21 protein-coding genes and 1 pseudogene are annotated in these 24,461 nt (G+C 63.4%); 11 read left to right on the forward strand and 11 right to left on the reverse strand.

The genetic code is table 11. The features are described 5' to 3' along the window. The first annotated feature begins 24 nt into the window (after nt 1-24). Together LOY69_RS12665 and LOY69_RS12670 are read left to right on the forward strand one after the other, a co-directional pair. Nucleotides 25-1,131: a bis-aminopropyl spermidine synthase family protein gene (locus LOY69_RS12665; protein ID WP_265074659.1), complete on the forward strand. Its 1,107-nt coding sequence runs from the start codon at nt 25-27 to the stop codon at nt 1,129-1,131. Further along, complete coding sequence (locus LOY69_RS12670; protein WP_170004784.1) at nt 1,121-1,882, forward strand: PIG-L deacetylase family protein; 762 nt, start codon at nt 1,121-1,123, stop codon at nt 1,880-1,882. Before LOY69_RS12665 ends, LOY69_RS12670 begins: the two co-directional genes overlap by 11 nt. On the opposite strand, the gene LOY69_RS12675 is transcribed toward LOY69_RS12670, so the two are convergent. The 4 genes from LOY69_RS12675 to LOY69_RS12690 are packed head-to-tail and all read right to left on the reverse strand — an operon-like array spanning nt 1,822 to nt 6,383. Then, on the reverse strand, nt 1,822-2,694 hold the full coding sequence (locus tag LOY69_RS12675) for a glycosyltransferase family 2 protein (RefSeq protein WP_110595795.1): 873 nt from the start codon (nt 2,692-2,694) through the stop codon (nt 1,822-1,824). The genes LOY69_RS12670 and LOY69_RS12675 overlap by 61 nt on opposite strands. Further along, nucleotides 2,694-4,073, reverse strand: a complete 1,380-nt coding sequence (locus LOY69_RS12680) for an MATE family efflux transporter (protein ID WP_265074660.1) — start codon at nt 4,071-4,073, stop codon at nt 2,694-2,696. The genes LOY69_RS12675 and LOY69_RS12680 overlap by 1 nt, the downstream gene beginning before the upstream one ends. Nucleotides 4,074-4,101: 28 nt before the next feature. Continuing rightward, a complete protein-coding gene (locus tag LOY69_RS12685; protein WP_185021152.1) occupies nt 4,102-5,178 on the reverse strand; it encodes a Gfo/Idh/MocA family protein in 1,077 nt (358 codons plus the stop codon). Next, complete coding sequence (locus LOY69_RS12690) at nt 5,175-6,383, reverse strand: DegT/DnrJ/EryC1/StrS family aminotransferase (RefSeq protein WP_102864352.1); 1,209 nt, start codon at nt 6,381-6,383, stop codon at nt 5,175-5,177. The genes LOY69_RS12685 and LOY69_RS12690 overlap by 4 nt, the downstream gene beginning before the upstream one ends. 615 nt (nt 6,384-6,998) lie before the next feature. On the opposite strand from LOY69_RS12690, the gene LOY69_RS12695 reads away from it, so the two are divergent. From LOY69_RS12695 to LOY69_RS12715, 5 genes are read left to right on the forward strand one after another with little or no spacing between them, the layout of a single operon-like run. Next, on the forward strand, nt 6,999-8,282 hold the full coding sequence (locus LOY69_RS12695; protein WP_265074661.1) for an alkaline phosphatase family protein: 1,284 nt from the start codon (nt 6,999-7,001) through the stop codon (nt 8,280-8,282). Further along, a complete protein-coding gene (locus LOY69_RS12700) occupies nt 8,279-9,238 on the forward strand; it encodes a transglutaminase domain-containing protein (RefSeq protein ID WP_110653497.1) in 960 nt (319 codons plus the stop codon). Before LOY69_RS12695 ends, LOY69_RS12700 begins: the two co-directional genes overlap by 4 nt. Before the next feature lie 23 nt (nt 9,239-9,261). Beyond that, nucleotides 9,262-10,005 carry an SDR family NAD(P)-dependent oxidoreductase gene (locus LOY69_RS12705; RefSeq protein WP_170004919.1) on the forward strand — a complete coding sequence of 248 codons (744 nt, stop codon included), beginning with the start codon at nt 9,262-9,264 and terminating at the stop codon, nt 10,003-10,005. Then, the gene (locus LOY69_RS12710; protein ID WP_102864356.1) at nt 10,005-10,937 is read left to right on the forward strand and encodes an ROK family protein; all 933 of its coding nucleotides are present in this window, start codon (nt 10,005-10,007) and stop codon (nt 10,935-10,937) included. Before LOY69_RS12705 ends, LOY69_RS12710 begins: the two co-directional genes overlap by 1 nt. 55 nt (nt 10,938-10,992) lie before the next feature. Beyond that, the gene (locus LOY69_RS12715; protein ID WP_102879840.1) at nt 10,993-11,718 is read left to right on the forward strand and encodes a YczE/YyaS/YitT family protein; all 726 of its coding nucleotides are present in this window, start codon (nt 10,993-10,995) and stop codon (nt 11,716-11,718) included. A gap of 227 nt (nt 11,719-11,945) precedes the next feature. Here the strand turns inward: LOY69_RS12715 and LOY69_RS12720 are convergent, their stop codons facing one another. Next, a complete protein-coding gene (locus LOY69_RS12720) occupies nt 11,946-12,275 on the reverse strand; it encodes a hypothetical protein (protein ID WP_265074662.1) in 330 nt (109 codons plus the stop codon). Nucleotides 12,276-12,843: 568 nt separating this feature from the next. Between LOY69_RS12720 and LOY69_RS12725 the strand changes: the two genes are divergently transcribed. After that, a complete protein-coding gene (locus LOY69_RS12725) occupies nt 12,844-15,204 on the forward strand; it encodes a DNA polymerase II (protein ID WP_265074663.1) in 2,361 nt (786 codons plus the stop codon). A 6-nt stretch (nt 15,205-15,210) separates the two neighbouring features. Here the strand turns inward: LOY69_RS12725 and LOY69_RS12730 are convergent, their stop codons facing one another. Further along, nucleotides 15,211-15,507, reverse strand: coding sequence for a hypothetical protein (locus tag LOY69_RS12730; protein WP_102879838.1), 297 nt, complete (start codon nt 15,505-15,507; stop codon nt 15,211-15,213). Between the two features lie 282 nt (nt 15,508-15,789). Here LOY69_RS12730 and LOY69_RS12735 point away from each other — a divergent pair, with 282 nt between their 5' ends. After that, the gene (locus LOY69_RS12735) at nt 15,790-17,241 is read left to right on the forward strand and encodes a serralysin family metalloprotease (RefSeq protein WP_265074664.1); all 1,452 of its coding nucleotides are present in this window, start codon (nt 15,790-15,792) and stop codon (nt 17,239-17,241) included. Between the two features lie 50 nt (nt 17,242-17,291). Here LOY69_RS12735 and LOY69_RS12740 read toward each other — a convergent pair whose 3' ends face one another. Next, nucleotides 17,292-18,026, reverse strand: a complete 735-nt coding sequence (locus LOY69_RS12740; RefSeq protein WP_265074665.1) for a glycine-rich domain-containing protein — start codon at nt 18,024-18,026, stop codon at nt 17,292-17,294. Between the two features lie 85 nt (nt 18,027-18,111). On the opposite strand from LOY69_RS12740, the pseudogene LOY69_RS12745 reads away from it, so the two are divergent. Then, a pseudogene (locus LOY69_RS12745) lies at nt 18,112-18,204 on the forward strand (hypothetical protein); the annotation flags it as partial. 46 nt (nt 18,205-18,250) lie between these two features. Here the strand turns inward: LOY69_RS12745 and LOY69_RS12750 are convergent. After that, complete coding sequence (locus tag LOY69_RS12750) at nt 18,251-19,873, reverse strand: MFS transporter (RefSeq protein ID WP_110595790.1); 1,623 nt, start codon at nt 19,871-19,873, stop codon at nt 18,251-18,253. A gap of 196 nt (nt 19,874-20,069) precedes the next feature. Further along, entirely contained in the window at nt 20,070-21,716 is a 1,647-nt protein-coding gene (locus tag LOY69_RS12755; protein ID WP_265074667.1) for a GMC family oxidoreductase, read from the reverse strand. 133 nt (nt 21,717-21,849) lie between these two features. Between LOY69_RS12755 and LOY69_RS12760 the strand changes: the two genes are divergently transcribed. Continuing rightward, nucleotides 21,850-22,743 (forward strand): LysR family transcriptional regulator, encoded by an 894-nt coding sequence (locus LOY69_RS12760; protein WP_102879834.1) that lies wholly within the window; start codon nt 21,850-21,852, stop codon nt 22,741-22,743. Nucleotides 22,744-22,749: 6 nt separating this feature from the next. Here LOY69_RS12760 and LOY69_RS12765 read toward each other — a convergent pair whose 3' ends face one another. Continuing rightward, nucleotides 22,750-23,685 carry a phytanoyl-CoA dioxygenase family protein gene (locus tag LOY69_RS12765; RefSeq protein WP_265074668.1) on the reverse strand — a complete coding sequence of 312 codons (936 nt, stop codon included), beginning with the start codon at nt 23,683-23,685 and terminating at the stop codon, nt 22,750-22,752. A 118-nt stretch (nt 23,686-23,803) separates the two neighbouring features. Next, nucleotides 23,804-24,214 carry a hypothetical protein gene (locus LOY69_RS12770; protein WP_265074669.1) on the reverse strand — a complete coding sequence of 137 codons (411 nt, stop codon included), beginning with the start codon at nt 24,212-24,214 and terminating at the stop codon, nt 23,804-23,806. Nucleotides 24,215-24,461: the final 247 nt, after the last annotated feature.

A 24,461-nucleotide genomic window follows, 5' to 3' on the forward strand; every position in this document is an offset into this window, starting at 1 on the left:
TCGGATCTACAGACAGGACTGGCGATGCTGCCCAGCGCTTTACCCGCGGACCCCGCCGCACTGGACGACCTGCTGTCCAAACTCGCCACCCCCCAACGGGTCTATCAATTGCTGTCGTCGCGCCTGACGGTGCGGCAGGTGCTCTGGTGCCTGGCGCAACTGCTGGCCGAGGGACAGCTGCGCGTGGTGCCGGGAGGCTCGCCGCAGCGCTTTGTCCGGGAGGGGCCGGATGAGACTCCGCTGCCGGGCTGCGGCCTGCATCTGGTGGGCGACGACAGCCTGCGCCTGAACCCGCATTTTCGCGAGATCCTCACCGATCTCATCAGTGACAAGCAGAGCCAGTACAGCCAGTCCGTCGAGACCTACGAAACCTTGATCCGTCGTTACAAGATCATGCAGAGCCTGGGCGACTTGAATCACGAGGCGCTGTTGCTGTTGGGGGATGACGCGTTGTTCTCGCTGTTCCTCGCGGTACATGGTTATCGCCGACGGATCGTCGTGGCGGACATCGACCCGCAGTTGCTGGCGACCATTGCCCGGGTCGCGGCGCAGCAGGGTTTCAATAACATCGAGGTGGTTCAGTACGATGTCTTCCAGCCCTTGCCCCAGAGCCTGGTCGGGCAGTTCGACTGCTTTGCGGTCAATGGTTTCAAGGACCTGGGAGGCTTGCTGATGTTCGTCTGTCGCGCCTTGCAGGCACTCAAGGCGCCACCGGCCATGCGCAGCGGCTACCTCAATTTCGGCAGTCACGATGTGCTGTCAGTGGAGCAGGTCAGGCAGGAAGTCGAGATGCATCAGGTGCTGCTGCGCTTTGGTCTGTACCTGGACTACTGCGTGCCCTGTCCCGAAACCCATGTGTGCAGTGCCTTCGAGGAAGCCTTCAGCGCCAGCGCGCAACGCCTGGCCGAGGTGCCGCCGGTGTTGCGGGTGCAGGCGTGCGAGCGTGAACTGCAGGCGCTGTACCAGGCCTTTTCCCACCTGTCCTGGGTGCAGATGCGCAACTTCCCGGACATCCAGCTCTCGCCCCTGAAGATGGGCCGCTGCCGGGTGGTGGAGCGCAATGACCGGGAGATCTCCCGGTTCCTGCGCTTGGGCCAGTTGTACGCAGGCAGCACCGCCAATGCCCAGTGAGGCCGGCAATGGCCGGGTGGTGGTGCTGTCGCCGCACCCGGACGATGGGGTCTGGTCCCTGGGCAGCGGCCTGGCACGCTGGGCGCCGCGGCAGGAGATTGAGCTGTTGAGCCTGTTTGCCGGCGACGCCCCGGCGGGGCTGACCCGGGCCCGTGCGCCGGAGCAGCGCTGGCGCTGTTTTTCCACGCCCGGGCAACGTCGCGCCGAGGATCGGCGTGCCGCCGCAGTCCTCGGCTACGGCTGTTCGAACCTGGAGGCAGCGGATGGTGCATTGCGTCTGGATCAGGGCGGAGGTTTTGCGCATGCCAGCCTGCAGTCGCTGTTCCTGGACAGCGCCCCGGGCTCCTGGCCAGCCCCGGAGGCTGCCCTGGTGGCTGCGCTGCAAGGTTTTCTACGGCCGCAGGATGTGGTCTGCGCGCCGCTGGCCATCGGGGGGCATGTCGACCATTGCCTGACCCATCGCCTGGCCCGCGAGCTGCCTAACCGGGTGTATTTCTACAGTGAGTTTCCCTATGCCGAGCAGTTGTCGCAGCAGGCGCTGCAGGGGCATGTGCGGGCCTTGGGCCTGCAGCTGCAGGCCCGGGATATTGCCTGTTCCTGGCCGGCGTGGCGCGAGGCGGCGCTGTGCTACCGCTCCCAGGTGCTGATGCTGTTCGCCGGTCAGGGCCGTTTTCTCCAGGCCCTGCAGCGTCACTGCCGCGTACAGGGGGACACGGCGTTCTGCCGGATCTGGTCGACCCGGGCGATGTAGCGCTGCACCGAGCCGGTGGGCGAGAGCAGTTCGTCCAGGGCCAGGGCCTCGGCGATTGGTGCCTGGGCCTGGAACAGTTGCAGGTTATGCCGATGGTCTTCCCAGCGCTGGGGATTGTGATGGGACATGTGGTAACCGCAGGCGCGGGGTTCCAGGCTCAGCCTGACCCCGGCCCGCCACAAGCGGTAGCCCAGGTCCAGGTCTTCCATGCCCCAGCGTCGGCCATAGGACGCATCGAACCCGCCTACTTGGCGCCAGGCGCTGCGCGACAGGGAGATGTTCGCCCCGGCACTGGCCAGCCATGGCCACTGGCTGGCCCGTGGATGTTCTGCGGCCTGCTCCAGGGGATTGGCCAGGGTCCGCGCGCTCTGTGGTGTCCAGCGCCCGGCCAGCAAGTCTTCCACCAGGATCGGTGGGCAGCCGACGGTGCCCAGGGCCGGATCGCTCACCGGACCCAGGGCAATCAGTTCCCGCAGCCGGCCGTGTACCAGGCCGCCGTGTGCCTGCTGGGCCTGCAGGTGGGCCTCGAAGAAACCGTCCTGGACCAGGATGTCATCGTCGAGAAACAGCAGGATCTCACCCCTGGCGACACTGGCCCCAAGATTCCTCGCCGCTGCGCGCCCCAGGCCCGGCGAGCTGAGCAGCCGTACGTCCGGCAAGGATTCGACCAGGGCCAGTACGGCGGGCTGGGCGCCGTCGGCGACGATCACGGTCTCGAATTCACAGCGTGCCTGTTGGCGCTGCAGGCTGGCCAGGGTCAGGCGCAGGCGCTCGGCCTTGGCATGCACCGGAATGATCACGGAGAGCTGCATCAGGCACCTTCGTCGCGCAAGTCGCTGGCAGGGCCAGCCTGGCCGGGCTGGTGGTTCAGTTGGTGGTGGCGCTGGGTCATGAGCACCGCAGCGATCAGGTTGCCGATCAGCATGGCTTCCACCAGACCATTGAGGCCGCGCTGCCAGTGCAGGGTCAGCAGCCAGCCCAGGGGCACCATCAGCAGCAGGTAGGCAATGGCATGGATCAGGGTGGGGGCCATGGCGTCTTCGCGTCCGCGCAGGGCATTGGACATGATTCCCTGCCAGGCATCGAAGGGCAGCGCCAGGGCCAGTAGCAGCATGCTCGGCAGGGCCACGGCCAGCAGTTGCGAGTCATGGCTGTATTGCGCCAGCAACGGTTCCGGCAGGGCCGCCAGGACCAGGGCGCAGAGGGTGCTCAGGGACACCCCCAGCAGCAGCCCGGCGCGGGTCGACAGCTTGATGTCCGGCAGGTCGCGGTTGCCGTGGGCCATGCCCACCTGGATCGAGGTGGCAAAGCCGACCCCCATGGGAATCATGAACAGGATCGAGCGGATATTGACCAGCACCGCGCAGGCGGCGGCAATTAACGGCGAGGCCACTGCGGCCATGACCGCGATGAGCATGAAGGCCAGGGCTTCGATGCCGAAGCTCAAGCCGCCGCCGTAACCGATGCGGCGCTGCATCTGCCATTGCGGCCAGGCCCAGCGAAAACGCTGGTTGATCGCGAAATCGTCACGGTCAGCCATGATCCGGTGCACATACAGCACGATCGCCAGTGCCATCAACAGCCGGACAATGGTGGTGCACCAGGCTGAGCCCAGGGCGCCCATTTCCGGCAGGCCGAACTCGCCGTAGACCATGGCGTAGCACAGCACTGCGTTGACCAGGTTGCCGCTCAGGATGACCAGGGTGGCGGGCATGGGGCGAGAGATGCCTTCGAGGAAAAACGAGTAGGCGATGTAGATCAGGATCGCCGGCAACCCCAGCGCCACGATGACCATCAGTTCGGCAATGGCCGCGGCCAGCTCCGCCTGCACCCCGAACCGCGCGAGCAAGGGCAGGCTGGCGACACTGGCCAGGGCGCAGGCCAGCCCGAGACCGAGGGCCTGGACCACTCCGCGCTGGGCGGCCAGGCCGGCGGCGCGCGGGTCCTGCTGGCCGATGGCGATCGAGCCCATGACCAGGATGCCGAACAGCAACCCGGCGGCAATCAGCATGTAGGTGTCGGCAATCGCGTGGGTGATGGAGATCGCCGCCAGCGACTCGGTGGCATAGCGCCCGACCATGATGGTGTCCACCAGGGACAGCAACAGGAAGCCGATGCGCGACACGACGATCGGCCCCGAGAGTTTGGAGAGTTGCAGCAACTTGTCTTTGAGCGGTGTGGAACTGGCCATGGGAGTGGCTCCTGGCTGCGGCGCCCGGTCAGTGACCTGGCCGGGCGGTGCAAGATGGCGTGAGATGGGGGTAGAGGGCGGACATCGCCGAGGCCAGCGAGCGCAGCTTGCGGTACTCGTGTTCGCGGGTCTGCGCACAAGTGCCCAGGCTGGCGATGCGGCTGCCGAGGAAGTCCCGGTAGGGCGCGAGGTTGTCCTCGGCGGCGAAGGCCAGAGAGGTCTGGGTGCCGTCCACGGTCAGGGTCAGGCTCGGCTGTTGGATGCGGTTCTGGCTGAAGCCGAAGGTGGTGCGCAAACACAGCTCACCAGCGCTGCCGTACAGGGTGATACGGGTTTCATCGTGCTCCTGGTGGCTGGCCCAGGCAGTACTCATGCGCACCAGCGTGCCGCCCCGGGCCTGCAGGCAACTGAATGACTGCGACTCGACTTCGATCGCGCCTCCCGGGCCCTGGTCGCCACGCCAGGTGGCCTGCTGTTGAGCTTCATCGGCGGTCGCCGGCACATGGTTGCACAAGGCCGCGTCGATCAACGGATAGTCCAGTGCATGCAGAGCCACCTCCAGCAGGTGCCAGCCCAGGTCTGCGCCCGAGCCGGCCAGGGCCTGACTGGCCTGGGTGAACCAGGAGCCCGGGCGCGGTACCCCACGACGCCGACGCCAGCTGACATCGATGCAGTGCAGGGTGCCCAGTGCGCCCCGGGCCGCGGCCATGGCGCGAACGTCGCTGCGGTGGGCCGCCGCGGCGCTGACCAGGAGTTCGGCACCGGTTTCACGGCTGCAGCGGATCAACTGTTCGGCATCCGCGGAGGACAGGCAGGCGGGTTTTTCCAGGATCACGTGCAATCCCTGGCCCATGGCCCTCAAGGCTTGCTGCACGTGATGCACGTTGGGCGAGCAGATCAGGGCCAGATTGCAATTGTGCAACGCCTGGTCACTCATGCAGCGATGCCAGCGCGGGCCAGGCGACAGGGCAGGGAAGGCCGTACTCGCATCGGTCTGTGGATCGATCACCGAGACAATGTGCGCATTGTGTTGCACCAGCAGTGGTGCCCAGACATTGCGCACCACCCAGCCGGCTCCGACGAGGGCTATACGGGGCTCGATCATCGTTCGCCGGCCAGATGCTGGTGGACCTTGGCGATGGCCGTGGCGATGTCCAGGGTGTCCTGTTCGTTGCCGAGCAGGGCGCGGTGATGGATCCAGATACCTCGTTGTGCCATGTGCTCGGTCACCGGACAGGAGGCGATGCATTGGGCCAGGTCCTGCCGGGTCGGTGCCGGTGCCTGCCAGAAGCTGGGAATGCGGTACAGCGCCTGGTAGGAGCGGAACGCCGGGATGCCTTCGGCCACCAGGCAGTCCACCACCCGGTTGCGATCCAGCGCGCGCTGGCCCGGGAGGTCGTTGAGGGTGAACAGGAACATGTAATAGGGATGGGTGTGGGCATCTTGGGTGCGCACCTGTGCGGTGACCAGTCCCTGGCGGGCCAGGGTGTCACTCAGGAGCCGGGCGTTGTGCTGGCGCACACGGGTCTGTTGCTCCAGGCGTGAAAGCTGGACACCAAGCACCGCGGCGCTGAACTCGCTCAACCGGGCATTGGTGCCGACCACGGTGTGCTGATAGCTGCGATCACCCAGCGGACGCCCGCAATTGCCATACAGGAAGACCTTCTCGCGCAGCTCTTCGTTGGGGCACAGGACCAGGCCGCCTTCACCGGCGGTCATCAGCTTGAAGTTCTGGAAACTGAAGCAGGCCAGGGAGCCATACTCGCCGATCCCGGTATCTGCGTAGCCCCGCGCGCCGTGGGCATGGGCGGCGTCCTGGATGATCACCAGCCGATGCTGGTCGGCGATTCTCGACAGGCTGAGCATGTCGCACATGTGCCCAGCCATGTGTACTGGAATGATGGCTCGGGTGCGGGGGCCGATGTTCGCCAGCACGGCGGCCGGGTCGATGCACAGCGTGTCGGGCAGTACATCCACGGCAATCGCGGTGGCACCGATACGCTGGCAGGCCATCGAGGTGGAGATGAAGGTGAACGCCGGCACTATGACCTCGTCACCGGCACCGATGCCTGCGGCTTGCAGGGCGATTTCGATCGCCACTGTGCCGTTGCTCACCGCAAAGGCCGAATGGGCACCGTGCATCTGCGCGAAGGCCTGTTCGAAGTCCAGGTTTTCGCAGCCTTGCATGCGCCACCACTGGCCCTGGTGCAGGCTGCGCAGCAGAGCGCTTTCCTCTTCGGCGCCAAACTGTGGCCAGCCGGGATAAGGGGTTTGTCGAACAGGGGTACCGCCATCAATAGCCAGGGTCATACATCCATTCCCTTGGAAAGGTTGATAAATAAACAGGCAAGCAGATGTTTACCGGGATGTTTTGGAAGAAGTCCCGGTGTTTAAAGTGTCTTTCCTGAAGTTGTAGTTGGGCTGCCAAATGTGTCGCGCTATAGATTTTGTAGTTCGTGGGTGGTGCTTCCCTAGTTGTTATTTTCAGAGTCGCCGTGAAGATAACATGGGATTAAAAGCTGGGTGCAAGGTTATTTTTAGTAATCCTTTGTAATATTGTGAAATACTCTCGGAGTTGCAGTTGTCGTGTCCGAATTAATCCCTGTGTTAAAAAATCGGAAATAGCTGATTTGTCCTGAAGCCCCCGTTCTGAATGGCTTTGAGGTGGGTTGGTGGCGGGCTTAGGCGCGCTTTATAAGAATAGCTGACGTCAAGGAAGTGTCGTTTCATATCTGGGAATTTATATGCAGCTCTCCTTTTTAAATAAAGGAGTGGTTTGTGTCTTTCTGCCTTTTATTCGCTTTCTTGACAGGGTGGTATTCGCGACATTGCAAAGGGATTGTCACTTTGCGGTCATGTCTAAGTGTTGGTTCGGTATTCACTAAGTTTGCCGGATTCAGGGATGATAAGAGGCTAATTGATATTATGAAGACATTGATTGTCATTGCCGAAGGGATGGACCCACTGGTACTGGAGTCCGAAGTTGCCAAAGGCCGGCTTCCATGGTTCTCGCAGCGCTTGGGCGCGCACTCTTATCGGCATTTGAATTGTGGGCCGGTGCCCTATGAGCCAAGCAACCTGGCGACCGCGTTCTCGGGGGTCAACCCGGGTCGGCATGGCTGCTTTTCCTACTGGAGCGCCCACAGCTCGGGGGAGATTCCGCGGATTCTCGAAACCACCGATGTCATGGCGCCCCGGCTTTGGGAGTGGCCGGAAATGGCCGGTCAGCGTTTTGCGGTGGTCAATGTGCAGCTCACCCATCCGCCGCGGCCGCTCAATGGCACGCTGATTACCTACCCGATGCACAACTCGATGAACACCAGCCACCCGCGCAGCCTGCTGCGCGACCTGAATGCCCAGGGGGTGCGCTACGCCCATGACGTTTCGCTGTTCTACACCGGGCAGCCCTTCGACGAGTTCGCGGCCCAGGCCTTCCGGATTGCCGAGCATCAGCTCGACAGCGCCATGGCGCTTGCGCAAGAGGCGGATGTGATGATCGTCAACCTGACCCTGGCCGATCGTCTGTCACATTTCATGTGGTACGAAATGCTTGAGTCCGAGCCCGCGCAGCGCCCGCAGATTCTGCGCGCTTATGACTTCATCGACCGTGCCTGCGCGCGTCTGCAGTCCCTGGCTCCAGAGTCGATGCTGGTGTTTTCCGAAATGGGCTTCGGCGAACTGGCGGGGTTCTTCTCCATCGATCAGCACTTGCGGGCCGCGGGCCTGCAAGTGCTCGACGAGCAGGGGCAGGTTGACCTCAAGCGCAGCGTCGCGCTGGAGACGGTGCAGGGTTCCCATGGGGTGATGTTGTGCGCCGACCTGTGCAATGAAGGGCACGCCAGCGCTGCTCAACGCCAGGCGGTGATGCAATGCCTGAGTGACATCCGCTTTGCCGATGGGCAGCCGGCGCTGGCCAGCGTCCGTGCCCGGGAGGAGGTGTACCAGGGCCCCCATACTCACCTGGCCCCGAGCCTGATCGTGACTCCGGCGGACCCCAAGCGCCCACCTTTGGGCGATCCGCGCTGGGCCAACCACGTGCGCCGCACCGCGCAGTCGGGATGGCATCGCGACCGCGGCTTCGTGCTGTTGGATGGGGCCAGGATCAAGGCCGCGCCGGGGCCCCTTCAACTGCAACAGATCGCCCCGACAATCGCCGGGCTGAGTGGTTGTCAGGCGGCTGCCCAATGTGAAATGACGAGCTTCGCATGACCAGCCTGGCGCTTGTTCGGCAGCCGATGGCGCAAGCTGTTCTCGATAACCTGGGCAAGGTCGAGGATCACCATCGCCGGTTCAGCGTGGCGGCAGGGGAGGCGGGGCTCTATGGCTTTGTCGACAGTGACCTGCAGGCACTGAAGTCCATCGGCCTGGTGTCGCGTATTCAGGAGCACGACGAGTTCTTCGATCCTGACGATCTGTACAGCCTGTCCCTGCACCTGCGCTTGCCGTCGTTGCACAAACTGGCCATGCGCAGTTGGGCCACGGCGTTTCGCCAGTCCGATCGTCAGCGACAGGTTGAACTGGTGTATACGCTCAACGAGAAACAGCCGCCCCAGGGGCCGATCCAGGTGCTGACCGCCGCGGAGCGCCTGTGTGTGCTGGAGGCACCGCAGGGCGGTGACTTCTATCGCCAATGCCTAGTCATACCGGGCCAAATGCGGCTCCTGCCGAGTCCGTTTCGGGAGCTGATCGAAGAGGTCAGTGCCGGCATGCAGTTCTACATGCTGCATGACGGAGTTCGTTGGGATCTTGAATTCATGAGCCGGCACAAGCTGGCCGAATGCGGTGGCTTCTCGAAACTGCTGGTTGAGCGGGCCAAGGCACTCGGCTTGCCTGCCAGGCAGGTATTCGGCCTGCTGCTCAGTTCCCCCTATGCCACCGGCCATTACTGGGCCGAACTGCAGATCTGTGGTGAGTGGATTGCCGTGGACCCCTTGATGATCCGCCTGCTGTCACAGCAGGCGGGGCTTGTCTGTGATCAATGGCCGCTGCACAGGTCACCGCTGGGCGCGCTGTTGAGGCTGTGCGTTGTCGAATCCTACGACCACAACGGAGCTCCCTGCCTGAGCTGCTTCGAAGACAAGTACTTTCGCCAGCTTCCTGTGGCGACGGCAGGAACCACGCAGTACCGGGTGTCATACAGGGTAGCGGTTCAGCTGCCTGTTTAAATCGATTGCAGATAGGGAAAATCATGCTGGAACTGAATGGACGGGTGTGCCTTGTCACAGGGGCTTCAGGTGTGCTGGGCGCTGCGATATGTGAAGAGCTGGTCCGCGAAGGCGCTTGGGTCTTCGGGGTCTATCAACACAACATCGAGCGTATGCAAGCCCTGGTCGCCGAGACCGCGGAGCTGCCTGGCACACTGATTCCGGTCGCTTGCGACCTGACATGCGCAGAAGATACCTCAAGGATGCTGGCCACCCTGGCCGCTGACTCAAGGCCGATTCATGCCTTGGTCTGTTGTGCCGGGAAGATGTTGCGCAAGTCTGCCCTGCTCAGCAATCAACTCGATGGCGACCCGCTGTTCGAACTCAATGTCGAGGCCACGATCCGCCTGGTGCGTCAGGTTGTGCGGCCGATGCTGGGGCAGCGAGCCGGGCGCGTGGTGCTCCTGGGGTCACTGGCCGGCGAGAGCGGGATGCCCGGGCAAAGCCTTTATGCCGCGTCCAAGGCGGCGCTGCATGGTTACGCCCGATCATTGGCCTTTGAGGTCGGTGGGTTCGGCATCACCGTCAATGTGGTAGCTCCGGGGGCCGTGGCCGGACCACCGACCCATTACAGCGCCGCCGAGGAACAGCAGGTGTGCCAGCGTATTGGCCTGCGACGCTTGGGACGCCCCGAGGAAGTGGCGGCAGTGGTCGGCTTTCTCGCCTCGGCCCGGGCCTCCTATATCAACGGTGCGGTGATCGCGGTCGATGGCGGAGGGCGTTTCTGATGCATTGCGCAAGTATCGACCTGGGCGGCAGCAAGATGGCCCTTCACTTCAGCATCGCCGGACGCGTTGTGCAGCGTGAGCGCATCGAGATTCCGGCCGGTTGTGTTCCGCAAAGCATTCTTGAACAGGCGGTGGTCCTGTTGTGCCAGCAAATAGCGCTGTACGGCCCGATCAATTGCCTGGTGATTGCCAGCGCGCCGACGATCAATGCCGACGGCACAATCATTCGCTGGCCCAATCGACCCGACTGGGAAGGCCTGGCCATCGGCCCGGCTTTTCGCATCGAGGGGGTCGAACGGGTGATCTGGTGCGATGACGGAACGGCGGCGACTTTCGGCGATGCCACGGTCATGCGTGCCTCCAACCTGGTGCATTTTTCCCTGGGCACCGGGGTTGGTGGCGGCGTGGTCTATCAGGGCCGCATGTTGCCCGATCGCGAATTGGGACACCTGCTGGTCTGGCCCGGAGGAGCGCCCTGCAGTTGTGGACGGGCGGGTTGTCTGCAGGCCTATGCGTCGTTCCGTTCACTGGACAAGTTTGTCGCCTCGATGGGCTTTTCCGATGAGGCCACGCTTAACCACTGGCGCTTGCGGGCGGTACAGGCCCTGGCGCTGGCCACGGCCAACCTGGTGGAGCTGTTCCGGGTGGAGGTGATCTGCCTTGGCGGGGGCATGCTCGGACGCTTCCCGGAAATTCCCCATCAGGTGGGCATGCTGCTGCGCGAGCCGGGCTACCTGAAACCCTCCTTGAATCCGCCCCTGGTGATGCATTCCCCCCAGGGCACCGAAGCCTCGGTGCTGGGCGGGTTGTATCTGGCCCAGGCCAGCCACGAAGTGCAGAACGAGATTTGCGAAGGTGGCATCGACAACTCCAGGGTCAGCATTCGCCATGTCAGCAACGGCATGAGTTTTATCTCCATGAGCTCGAGGTGAATGGGCGCATGGCAGGACACAACGGATGTATCCATTCTGAGAAAAGGCAAACGATATGATCAACGAACCAATCCACGAGCCCAAGGGCCTGAAGAAAGTCCTGGCCGCCTCTGTGCGTGCCTGGCTGACGCCGAGTCGGCTGGCGATGTACTTGATAGGCGTGATGATCTTTTCGCTGGGGGCACTGTTCTTTATTGTCAGCCGATTGGGCACCGATCCACTGGATGTGTTTGTCATCGCCTTGAACAATCATCTGCAGGTGGGACTGGGGGCTTGTTCTGCTTTGTTCTCGGTGGGCTTGTTGCTCTGGTGGGCACTGTGGAACAGGCAGTGGCCGCCGATCAGTCCCTTTGTGACCACGACCCTGACCGGACTGTTCATCGATCTCTGGCTGTTTCTGGAGTTTGACGAGGTGTTGGCGGCGGCCCTGGGGCCTTATGTGCTGCTCGCCATTGGCTTGGGGCTGTGCGCTTATTCCTCGGCGCTGATCATCATGAGCGGGATCGGCATCCGGGTCATCGATTTACTGGTGATCAGCATGATGAACAAACTCGGTTGGTCCTTCACCCTGGCGAAGATGGTTCTGGAGATTTCGGTCTTTGTCCTCGGCTGGTTCATGGGCGGGCCATTCGGCATCGGGACCATCGCGTTTCTATTGATCATCGCGCCGATGATCAAGCCCTTCATGAACATGAACGAGCGTTACCTGCGCATGGGCAACTATGGGCTAAAGCGCCGCGATGTGTATTTCGTCCCTCCGGCGTCGCTCACTGGCAAGTAAGGCCGCTGTGCTCGAAGAGCATGCCCAGGTGCCGGATCGAATGGTCGAGAAACAGGCGCGTCAGGGAAGTTCCGAGCCACTTGTTGCAACGCTGTGGCAAGTCATGAGGGGAGTGAAAGTTGCTAGAGGTGGCTGCAACACGCAGAAGTTGGTTATGTGCCGTGTTGCAGTTGTTCCAGGAAGAGGGTGGATCAACGGGTGTTCAACCCGTTGATCACACAAGGTACTCAACAAAACCGATCAATCACCCGAACTTCCGAGTTGTCCCGCAGCGATTGCCATTCGGCTTTCAGGGTCTCCAGGACCCGACCGATGAAGTCTTTGTCGGCGGCGGCTTTCTTGCCGACGTAGCCCTGGCCGCGGCGGTACATCTTCAGGCGGGCCGCCAGTTCCTGGTTGTTCTGGTCGAACTCTGCTTCATGGCTATGGGGCGACAGGCAGTCGATATGCACTTGGCCCGACTTGGCAATCCACAGGATATGGCTGTCGTGGCTGTCTTTCTGTGCGGCGAACATACGTGCCAATTCATCAATAGTGGGTTGATTATTAAGATTCATTTGTAGCCCCCTTGACCATTTATCGATCTATCTAAGTTGATTCGCTAATTCATCTTGCTACGTCGGTAAGTTGAACCCTGATACCGGAAACAGGGCGACAGAGGGTGTCTGTCGGATACAGATAAGGCCCAGAGCCTGATGCGTGTAGTTGCCTTGATTAACTGCTACGCAATAGCGTCACAACGAAGAGAAGCAGCGTAAACCTGGATGAAGCTGCCGACATTCCCACCATCGGCCACAAGCATCTTGAAGAGTTTTCGCCGGCTTCCCGTCTTGGTACTGGACGGTCAATGCCAGGTCAGTTTCATCAATCTGCCTTGTGGGCAGTACACATCCGGGTCACAGCTCGGCGGTCAGACGAGCTTGCTCATAACACCTTTGCCTCGTCCCCCGATCGGGGGGACGCCTGCATCATGCAAGGGCGAAATCCTCTCGTCAACGGTTTTGTAGTGAAAATTTTAAGGCACTACATATTGTCTGACAAAAGCCGAAAAGCCATCACCCAGGCCCCCCAATGCCGGTCAGGGCAGGTAGAATCGGCGCCTTGAAATGTTCTGAGGTTGCAGCGGTGGATGTACAACAAGGCTTCGTCCTGACCCGGCACTGGCGCGACACGCCGGCGGGCACGGAAGTCGAATTCTGGCTGGCCACCGATCAGGGGCCGCGCCGTATCCGCTTGCCGTTGCAAACGTCCGTGGCCTTCATTCCGGCGGCCCAGCGGGCCCAGGCCGAGCGTTTGCTGGCCGACGACCCGGATGTCCAGCTGCGCCCCTTGCAGTTGCGGGACTTCCACCAGCGCCCGGTGCTGGGCATGTACTGCCCGCAGCACAATCAGCTGATGCGCCTGGACAAGACCCTGCGCCGTGCCGGTGTCGAGGTGTTCGAGGGCGACGTTCGACCGCCCGAGCGCTACCTGATGGAGCGTTTCATTACCGCGCCGGTGTCCTTTGGCGGCCAGCCAGGGCCCGACGGCCTGTTGCTTGAGGCGCAGATGAAGCCGGCGCCGGACTACCGCCCGACCCTCAAGCTGGTGTCCCTGGACATCGAAACTAGCGAGCGCGGTGAGTTGTACTCCATTGCGCTGGAGGGGTGTGGCCAGCGCCAGGTGTACATGCTCGGCAAGGCCCGGGAGGACGACAGCCCGGTGGACTTCGATCTGGAGTTCTGCGCCAGCCGCGAGCAGTTGCTGGAGAAACTCAACCAATGGCTGGCCGAGCACGACCCTGACGCAATCATCGGCTGGAACCTGGTGCAGTTCGACCTGCGGGTGCTTCACGAACATGCCCGGCGCCTGGCCGTGCCCCTGCGCCTGGGGCGTGGTGGCGAGGAAATGCAATGGCGCGAGCACGGCAGCCGCACCCATTACTTTGCCTCGGCCGCCGGGCGCTTGATCATCGACGGTATCGAGGCATTGCGTTCGGCGACCTGGAGTTTCCCGTCCTTCAGCCTGGAGAACGTGGCCCAGACGCTGCTGGGGGAGGGCAAGTCCATCGACAACCCGTACCAGCGCATGGACGAAATCAACCGCATGTTCGCCGAGGACAAGCCGGCCCTGGCCCGCTACAACCTCAAGGACTGCGAGCTGGTGACGCGGATCTTCGCCAAGACCGAGCTGCTGACCTTTCTCCTGGAGCGGGCCACGGTCACCGGCCTGCCCGCCGACCGCAGCGGTGGCTCGGTGGCGGCCTTCACTCACCTGTACATGCCGCTGATGCATCGCCAGGGCTTTGTCGCGCCCAATCTCGGCGAGCTGCCGCCCCAGGCCAGCCCCGGTGGTTTTGTCATGGATTCGCGGCCCGGGTTCTACGAGTCGGTGCTGGTGCTGGACTACAAGAGCCTGTACCCCTCGATCATCCGCAGTTTCCTGATCGACCCGGTGGGGCTGGTGGAGGGCCTGCGTCAACCGGATGACCAGCACTCGGTGGCAGGCTTTCGCGGCGCGCGCTTCTCCCGTACCCGACATTGCCTGCCCTCGATCGTGACCCGGGTCGCCGAGGGCCGCGAAGTGGCCAAGCGCGAGCACAACGCGCCATTGTCCCAGGCCCTGAAGATCATCATGAACGCCTTCTACGGCGTGCTCGGCTCCAGCGGCTGCCGCTTCTTCGATCCACGCCTGGCGTCATCCATCACCTTGCGTGGCCACGAGATCATGGCCCGTACCCGGCAGTTGATCGAAGCCCAGGGCCATCAAGTGATCTATGGCGATACCGACTCCACCTTCGTCTGGCTCGGCAGCCTGCATGACGAGGAGCAGGCGGCGCTGATCGGCCGCGGCCTGGTGGCCCACGTCAACCAGTGGTGGCGCGAGCATCTGCAGCAAGAGTACGGCCTGGAAAGCGCCCTGGAGTTGCAGTTTGAAACCCACTACAAACGCTTTCTGATGCCCACCATCCGCGGCGCCGAGGAGGGCAGCAAGAAGCGTTACGCCGGCCTGGTGCAGCGCGCCGATGGCAGCCAGGAGATGGTCTACAAGGGCCTGGAGACCGTGCGCACCGACTGGTCGCCCCTGGCCCGGGAATTCCAGCAGGAGCTGTACCAGCGCATCTTCCACCGCCAGCCCTACCAGGACTATGTGCGCGACTACGTGCAACGCACCCTGGCCGGGCAACTGGACGATTTGCTGATCTACCGCAAGCGCCTGCGCCGTCCCCTGGACGACTACGAGCGCAACGTGCCACCCCATGTGCGCGCGGCGCGCCTGGCGGACGAGTACAACCGCGAGCAGGGCCGGCCCCTGCAGTACCAGAACGGTGGCTGGATCAGCTACGTGATCACCCTGGCTGGCCCCGAGCCCCTGGAAAACCGCCGCGCGGCCATCGACTACGAGCACTACCTGACCCGGCAACTGCAGCCGGTGGCAGACGCCATCCTGCCGTTCGTGCAGGACGACTTCAGCACCCTGGTGGGCGGGCAGATGGGCCTGTTCTGAGGCGCCTCAGTCGTCCACGGCTTCGCACAGGCCACTGGCACCGTGTTTGTCGCTGTACTTCACGCTCACTGAATCGTCGTCCTCGACGCTGATGGTCAGGTTCGTTTCCGGCGTCTTGACCTGGAAATGCCGGTCATCCACGGCGCGGCTCTTGACCACTTTGCCGTTGATGTAAATCGGACCGCCCTGGTCGGCGCTGACGGCCAGATTGCCGGGGCAGGAGACGTTGAACAGCGGTACAGCTTCGGCGTGGGCGGCGCCGGTGAACATCATCAAAGTGCCCAGCAGCAGGATTTTGCGCATCGCGGACTCCTCGTGGAACAGCCTGGAGGCAGAGGCCTGAGCGGCCCTTTGCAACCCCGGATGGGGGCTTAGCCTATCGGCTGCCAGAGCTGTGCGCGAGTGGAATATTTACCCCGGGACAGAGCGGTTTTCGGGCTTTTGTCGGACAAAAAAAACCGTGGACTCGCCGTTGACGACTGTGTCAGGTTTCCAGGGCCTCAATGGGCGAGTGATAGGACGATCTCGCAGGCGGGGTCGTGGCTGTTCTATCGGAAATTTTTTGTCTGGAACAAGGACGTAACAATGTCAAACGCACTATCCAAAGCACTTCCTGAAACTATCGGTTACGGGATCGACCCGCTCGCAGCGGGCAGTAATGCCTACCAGCAGGTCCACGCCTTCAGCCATCTGTATGACCGGGGCGGCAGCGAACTGGTGAACGGCAAGCCATCGTTCACCGCCGACCAGGCCGCCGACTCGATCCTGCGCAAGGGCCTGTCCTGGCACGACCAGAACGGCGACGGCAAGATCGGCCTGAGCTACAGCTTCCTCACTGACAAACCGGCCAACTACAACCCGGCCCTGGGCAGTTTCAGCGAGTTCAGCGCGCTGCAGAAGGCTCAGGCTTTCCTGGCCCTGCAGTCCTGGTCGGACGTGGCCAACATCACCTTCAGCGAGTCCGCCAAGGGCGGCGACGGCCACCTGAGCTTCGGCAACTACAACGTCAGCACCGGCGGCGCGGCCTTCGCCTACCTGCCGTCCGGCAGCAGCTATGACGGCCAGTCCTGGTACCTGATCAACGACCAGTACCGGGTCAACGAAACTCCGGGCAATGGCAACTATGGTCGCCAGACCCTGACCCACGAGATCGGCCACAGCCTGGGCCTGTCCCATCCGGGTGTATACAACGCCGGCAGCGGCAGCCCCACCTACAACGACGTCACCTACGCCCAGGACACCCGCGGCTACAGCCTGATGAGCTACTGGAGCGAGAGCCACACCGGGCAGAACTTCAGCAAGGACGGCGGCGGTGCCTACGCCTCGGCGCCGTTGCTGGACGATATCGTCGCGGTGCAGAAGCTCTATGGCGCCAACCACGAGACCCGTGCCGACAACACGGTCTATGGCTTCAACTCCAACACCGAGCGGGATTTCTACAGCGCCCATAGCGCCTCCGACAAGCTGGTGTTCGCGGTCTGGGACGGTGGCGGCAACGATACCCTGGACTTCTCCGGCTTCACCCAGAACCAGAAAATCAACCTCAACGAGGGTGGTTTCTCCGATGTCGGCGGCCTGGTGGGCAACGTCTCCATCGCCCATGGCGTGACCGTGGAAAACGCCATCGGCGGTTCCGGTAATGACCTGCTGATCGGCAACGCTGCGGCAAACATCCTCGAAGGCGGTGCCGGCAACGACATCCTCTACGGCGGTGGCGGCGGCGATAGCCTGTGGGGTGGGGCGGGGGCCGACACCTTCGTCTACGGCGCGGCTGCGGATTCGACCTTCGACGCCCCGGACTGGATCATGGATTTCGCCAGTGGCGAGGACAAGATCGACCTCAGCGGCCTGTTTGCCTCCACCGGCGCCACCCTGAACTTCGTCAGCGGCTTCACTGGCCACGCCGGCGATGCGATCCTCACCTACTTCGCCGAGACCAACCAGACCAGCCTGATGATCGACCTGACCGGCCATGGCGCGGTGGACTTCGCCGTGGGCACCGTGGGCCAGGCGGCCTTCACCGACATCATCGCCTGATCAACGCTGTGTGACGGGAGCGGCGCCAAGGCGCCGCTCTTCACTGAACGTCAGTCACCACCCCCGCCGCCACAACCGCCACCCCCACAACCGCTGCCATCGCTGGCGCCACTGTCCCCGTCGCCGCCGAAACGCGAGCCGTCACTGTCGCTGCCACTGCTGGAGGAATCGCTGTCGAAGGAACTGCTGTGCAGCTCGCTGCCGCAGTGCACCACCGCGGCCGTGCTGCCGTTGTCCGTCAGGCGCCGCAGGGACTGGCAGTCAGCGACGTAGTGAAAGCCCCGGGCGATCTTCAGCTTGGCATCCAGGGCGAACAGCAGCGGCAGGCGGCTGGGTTGGGCCGGGTTGATGTTTTCTTCCAGGCAGGCCTGGCGCCAGACCCGGCGCAGGCCGTTGTCGCTTTTCTGCTCGGCGTTCTGGCCAAGCACCGCAGCGGGGGTGTGATGGAGGAACTGGCCGAAGGCCTTGTTGCAGAACGCCTGGTAGTCCCGGGTATGCAGGATGAATTCATGCCACAGGTCGTCCACCACCTGGGACGGCATCGACACGTAGCGCTGGCCGCTTTTGAGGTAGGCGAGGAAAAATTGGCGCAGGCCCTGGGCCACCAGTTGGCAGTCCTTGAGGCTCAGGTGCGGATGCTGGGTGCGCAGCGGCTCGAACAGCCGCGGTGGCAAGGTGAAGTTGCGGATATAGGCTTCCCGGCGCAACGCAGTGAGGGCTTTCTGACGGCGCCAGAACACCAGGATCAAGGCCAGGGCCATCACTGCGGGAAGGATCAACAGCATGCTCGGTCTCCGCCGGAAAAAGTGCCGAGACAGTGGCGCAAAGCAGCGCGTTATTCAAGCCGTCCCATCGATGCCGCCCTTGACGATCGCCGGCAACCCGCCCGAGTGGAACCTGGAGCCGTCGCAGTCCAGCGCCTCCAATCAAGACACCATCGCCAGCGGCTGTAACAACACCTGACAGCCGCCGGCTCCTACGCAATCCTGCTCGCCCGTGAACGGCCCCGTCAGACGTGGTCGATATCGATATCCCGGGTCTCACGCAAACACAGCAAGCCCACCACCAGGCTGACCCCGGTAATCAGCACCGGGTACCACAGGCCATAGAAGATATCGCCGGTGTACACCACCAGGGCAAAGGACACGGTGGGCAGGAAGCCGCCAAACCAGCCGTTGCCAATGTGGTAGGGCAGGGACATCGAGGTGTAGCGGATACGGGTCGGGAACAGCTCCACCATCAGCGCTGCCAGCGGGCCGTAGCACATGGCGGCAATCAGGATCAGCGCCACGATCAACAGCACCACCATGGGCTTGTTGACGTTCTGGGTGTCTGCCTGCTGCGGATAGCCGGCCAGGGTCACCGCGCCACGCAGCGCCGCTTCGTCGAAGCCGTTGATCTTCACGTCACCGACGCTGACCTGTACCGGGCTGCCGGCCGGGGCGGCGACGCTGCTGTAGGGCAGGCCCTGTTTCACCAGGAAGGTCTTGACCTTGTCGCAGGGGCTGTCGAAGCGCGCCTTGCCCACCGGGTCGAACTGGAAGGTGCAGGTGGCCGGGTCGGCGCTGACGCTGATGGGCGCCTGGCGGCTGGCCTGGTCGATGGCCGGGTTGGCGTAATGGGCCAGGGCCTTGAAGATCGGGAAATACAGCACGGTGGCCAGCAACAGGCCGAGCATCAGCACCGGCTTGCGGCCGACCTTGTCCGAGAGCCAGCCGAAGAAGATGAACATCGGCGCGCCGATCACCACGCTGATGATCAGCAGGCTGTTGGCCAGGGCCGGGTCCATCTTGAGGAACTGGGTGAGGAAGAACAAAACGTAGAACTGCGCGGCATAGAAGGTCACCGCTTGTCCGGCGTTGATGCTGAACAGGGCGATCAGCACCACCTTGAGATTCTCCCATTTGCCGAAGGACTCGCGGATCGGCGCCTTGCTGGCGCGGCCTTCTTCTTTCATTTTCAGGAACGCCGGCGACTCGTGCAGGCTCATGCGGATCCAGGTGGAGATGCCCAGCAGGACGATGGACAGCAGGAACGGCAGGCGCCAGCCCCAGACCTCGAACTGATCGCCGGTGAAATAGCGGCAAGCCAGTACTACCAGCAGCGACAGCAGCAGGCCGAGGGTCGCGGTGGACTGGATCCAACTGGTGTGCAAACCGCGCTTGCCCTGGGGCGCGTGCTCGGCCACATAGGTGGCGGCACCGCCGTATTCACCGCCCAGGGCCAGGCCCTGGAGCATGCGCAGGGCCACCAGGATGATCGGTGCGGCGATGCCGATGCTGGCGTAGTTGGGCAACAGGCCCACGGCGAAAGTCGCCACTCCCATGAGGACGATGGTGGCGAGGAAGGTGTACTTGCGGCCGATCATGTCCCCCAGGCGACCGAACACCAGGGCGCCGAAGGGGCGCACCACGAAGCCGGCGGCGAAGGCCATGAGGGCGAAGATGAACGCCGTGGTGTCGTTGACCCCGGCGAAGAACTGCTTGCTGATCACCGCTGCCAGGGCGCCATAGAGAAAGAAGTCATACCACTCGAACACCGTGCCGAGTGACGAGGCGAAGATCACCTTCTGACTGCCCTTGGCGGCACAGTCGTCCAGGGACGCATTGAGAGGCTGAGCGTGTTCTGACATAGGGGGCTTCCTTACAGTGATTATTGTTGTTGTTCCACTGCCGGCGCCGTGACTGACGCCGTTGTTGCGATTCACCGCGACCGTGCGATGAACCTTCGTTTACCTCCCGAGCGTAGGAGCTGGCTTGCCAGCGAAGAGGCCCTTGAGCCAGGTGCCGGCCTTGGAGGCGCCTTCGCCGGCAAGCCGGCTCCTGCACTCATGCCGGGGTGGTGTTCTCCTTGTGCTGGACGGTACTCCTGGGGACGCTGGCGAGAATCAGTTCGGCAGCCTTCTCGGCGATCATCAGGGTCGGCGAGCAGGTGTTGCCGGAGGTGATGCGCGGCATGATCGAGGCATCGGCAATCCGCAGTCCGGGAATGCCGTGCACCCGCAGTTGCGCGTCGACGACGGCGTGGGCGTCGCTGCCCATGCGACAGGTGCCCACCGGATGAAAGATGGTGGTGCCGATGCGCGCCGCCGCTTCATGCAGTTGTTCCTCACTCTGCAGCTGCGGCCCGGGCAGGTATTCGCTGGGTTTGAACGGCTGCAGGGCCGGGGCACCGACGATGCGCCGGGTCAGGCGGATGGCATCGGCGGCGACGCGCAGATCCTCCGGATGGCTCAGGTAATTGGGCTGGATCAGCGGTGCATCCCCGGGTTCCACGGAGCGTATCTCTATCCGGCCGCGGCTTTGCGGACGCAGGTCGCAGACCGAGGCGGTGAAGGCCGGGAAGCTGTGCAGGGGCTCACCGAAGCGCTCCAGGGACAGCGGCTGCACGTGGTATTCGAGGTTGGCGCTGGTCTGCTCCGGTCCCGAGCGGGCAAAGGCGCCCAATTGGCTCGGGGCCATGGACAGCGGGCCGCTGCGGTCATACAGGTAGCGCAGGCCCATGCCCATCTTGCCCCACAGGCTGCCGGCGATCTGGTTCAGGGTGCGAGCGTTTTCCAGCTTGTAGATCAGGCGCAACTGCAGGTGATCCTGGAGGTTGCCGCCGACCCCGGGCAGGGCATGGCTGACCCCGATCCCCAGCCGCTGCAGCAGCGCGCTCGGACCAATCCCGGAGCGCTGCAGAATACTTGGCGAGCCGACGGAACCGGCGCACAGAATGATCTCCCGGCGGGCCTTGAACGTCTGCTGGCGGCCCTGGCTGATGGCCCATACTGCGGTGGCGCGGCCGTCCTCGAGTATCAGCCGCTGCACCTCGACATCGGTCAGCACCACCAGGTTGGGGCGGTTGGCGATGGGCTTGAGAAAAGCCTTGGCGGCGTTCCAGCGCACCCCGGCCTTCTGGTTGACCTGGAAGTAGCCGCAGCCTTCGTTGTCGCCGCCATTGAAGTCGTCGATGTTGCGGATGCCGCTCTGCTGCGCAGCCGTGCGGAAGGCGTCGAGGATCGGCCATGACAGGCGCTGGCGCTCGACCCGCCATTCACCGGCGGCGCCGTGCAACTCGCTGCCCCCGGCAAAGTGGTTTTCGCTTTTCTTGAACAGCGGCAGGACCTCGTTCCAGCTCCAGCCCGGGTTGCCTTCAGCGGCCCAGCCGTCGTAGTCGGCGGCCTGGCCGCGCATGTAGATCATGCCGTTGATCGAGGAGCAGCCGCCCAGCACCTTGCCCCGCGGGTAGCTCAGGCTGCGACCTTGCAGGCCCGGTTCGGCTTCGGTCTTGAAGCACCAGTCAGTGCGCGGGTTGCCGATGCAGAACAGGTAGCCCACGGGAATGTGAATCCAGGGGTAGTTGTCGCGGCCGCCGGCTTCCAGCAGCAGCACCCGGTGCTGGGGATTGGCCGACAAGCGATTGGCCAGCAGACAGCCGGCGGGACCGGCGCCGACCACGATGTAGTCGTAGGCGTCAAAGGCAGGGAGCATCCGTGACCTCTTTTCTTCGTTCTTGTTTTGCCCTCATCCTAGTTGTTAGCTTTCGTTAAAAGAATGTTAGTTTTTACCCACCTGCTGTGCGTTTTCTAACAGCGTCCCTCTTCGACATCCACCAGGATTTTCCATGTTCGACTGGAACGATCTGCGCTACTTCCTCGAGCTGCAACGCAGCGGGCGTCTGCTCACCGCGGCTCGGCGACTGAACACCACCCACGCCACGGTGGCCCGGCATATCGAGGCGGTGGAGCAGGCCCTGGGCACCGCGCTGTTCGTCCAGCATGCCCAGGGCTACGAGCTGACCCCGGCCGGCGAGGCGCTGCTCAAGCACGCCGAGGCCATGGAAAACGTCGCTTTGCTGGTGCAGGAGGAAATCACTCAGTCCAGTGCGCCCCTGGGCAAGATCCGCGTCGGCGTCACCGAAGGCCTGGGGGTGAAGTTCCTGGCCAGCCGCATGTATGGCCTGTTCGAACGTTATCCGGGGTTGGAAGTGGAGCTGGTGGCGGTGCCGCGCTTTGTCAGCATTCTCAATCGCGAGGCGGAGATCAGCATTCACCTGGAGCGCCCCAATGCCGACATGCTGGTGACCCGCAAACTCACCGACTACCGCCTGGCCCTGTACGCCAGCCAGGCCTACCTGGACCGCGCGCCGCCCCTGCGCAGCCGCGAGGACCTGGGGCGCCACGCCTGGATCGGTTATGTCGACGACCTCTTGTTCAGCCAGGAACTGATGTTCCTCAACAGCTTCTGCCGCAACCCCCAGGTGGTGTTCCACAGCACCAGTGTCATCGCCCAGCAGGAAGCGGCCCGCTCCGGTCTGGGGATCGCCGTGCTGCCGTGCTACATGGCCGCCGCCGACCCGCAACTGGTGCCGCTGCTACCGGCCGAGAGCATCCAGCGCGCCTACTGGATCAGCACCCGCCGCGAGCTGCACAAATCGGTGCGGTTGCGGGTGGTCTGGGATTATCTGGTGCAGCTGTGCGCGGCGCAGCAGCAGGTGTTGCTGGGGCCTGAGATCTAGCCTGGTTCAGAGAATCGGCCCGCAATGGGCCGAACTGCGGATCGGTGCACCGGGCTTGATGTCGACGAAGCGCGAGCCGTAGGACACCGGGTTCAGCGGGCCGCCGTCCAGGCCCATGCCCAGGCCACCGGCGCTGCGGGTTTCACCTTCCTGCAGCAGTGGATCAAGGCATGCCCGCCAGTCCAGCAAGCGCAGGGTCACGGCCTGGCGCCGTTCCAGGTCGCCGGGCAGCAAGGGGCTGGAGCGGTGCCACAGGTATTTGCTGAACAGCAGGGCGTCGCCGGGATCGAAGGCCTCTTCGATGCGTTGCTCCTCGAAGGCGTCGGTAAGCACCCCGGGCGTGCAGTAGGTCTGGCGCAGGTGCGCGGAAAATTCGGCCACCGACTCGCCCCGTGCCAGTTTGCCTGCCAGCAGGCGCGAGAACTGGAAGTTCTCCTGGGCCGAGAACAGCGACAGGGGCACCCAGGCCATGCCGCCACCTTGCAGTTGGGGGCGGATCGGCTGTAACGGCATCCACAGACTGAAGGCCGGGTCCTGGGGGCGGATGTAACGAAAGTTCAGCGAGTCGTAATGCCAGGCAAAGCCCGAGCGTCCCACCCCCAGCTCGAAGCTCTGGGCCTCGCTCATGATCAAGCGGCAGCCGGTGAGGCGGGTCAGCACCTGGGCGAAGGCCGGTTGCCGGTAGAGGCGGTCGAGGATGCCAACCTGAGTCACCCGATGGGTCAGGCGGCTGAAACCGTCGCCATGGGCCGAGGTGCCCGAGGGGGCAGGGCGCAGTTGGCTGTTGGCCAGCTCGCGCAGTTGCAGGATGGCCGCGGGCGTCAACAGACTGCGCAGTTTGATGAAACCACGCTCCTTGAAATGCCGTAGATCGTCCTGATCCAGGCGCAGCGGGTTGACCAGGGCAGGGGCGGTGTCAGGCAGGACCGGTGGCAGGTTCACAGGGGTATTCCATTACCAGGGGACAAGGCCCTTGAGTATGGACAGCGCGAGCTGGGTCGGCAGGCTGGATTCGACCTCGAACAACGCCTTTGCGACATCGGGCAGAGAAGGCGGCGTCTTAGCCGCCAGGCCGGACGTAGCGGTCCTGGGTCTGGATGAACTCATCGAAGGCCCGGGAGTTGTAGACCTCAAGGCAAGCATGCAGCACCACCTTGTCGCGGCTGTATTTGCTGCTTCCCGAGGCCTGCTCATAGGCTTGTGCCACGTAGTCGGTGGTGGCGGTGTAGGGGTTGTGCAGGGTTTCCAGGGTGTCTTCGTTCTGCAGCACGTTGTACAGGCCTATCCCCAGCACGCCGTACATGCCGACGGCGTGGCCGACGTCCCGACGCATGGCCGAGGGTTCCGGGAAGCGCTCGGCCAGGCAGTTGGCCAGGCCATAGTTCTTCAGGGACTGGCGGGCAGCGTCGACCTCACTGGTGGCCTGGGCCGCGCTGCAGGCAGCGGCCAGTGATAACAGCAATACGCTCATCCTTTTCACCCTTGCCACTCCTCGATCCAGGCATCCGCCAGTGCTGACGGCGGCAGATGGTCGGCGTTGCCACGGCGCTTGTCAACGAGCCGGCCTGCCGTCGATCCCATGCCCCAGACAGCCCTTGCACCGCAGGATTCCCAGCTCTCTTTTGCGCCGCTATTGCTCTAGAATGCCGGCGCTTTGAGCGCCGCCGTTGAGGACCATGCCCGGCCCTGCTCAAGGCGATTGTCCAGGCCTGCCTGCG

The sequence above is a fragment of the Pseudomonas sp. B21-059 genome (genome assembly GCF_026016285.1).
GTDB lineage: Bacteria > Pseudomonadota > Gammaproteobacteria > Pseudomonadales > Pseudomonadaceae > Aquipseudomonas > Aquipseudomonas danubii.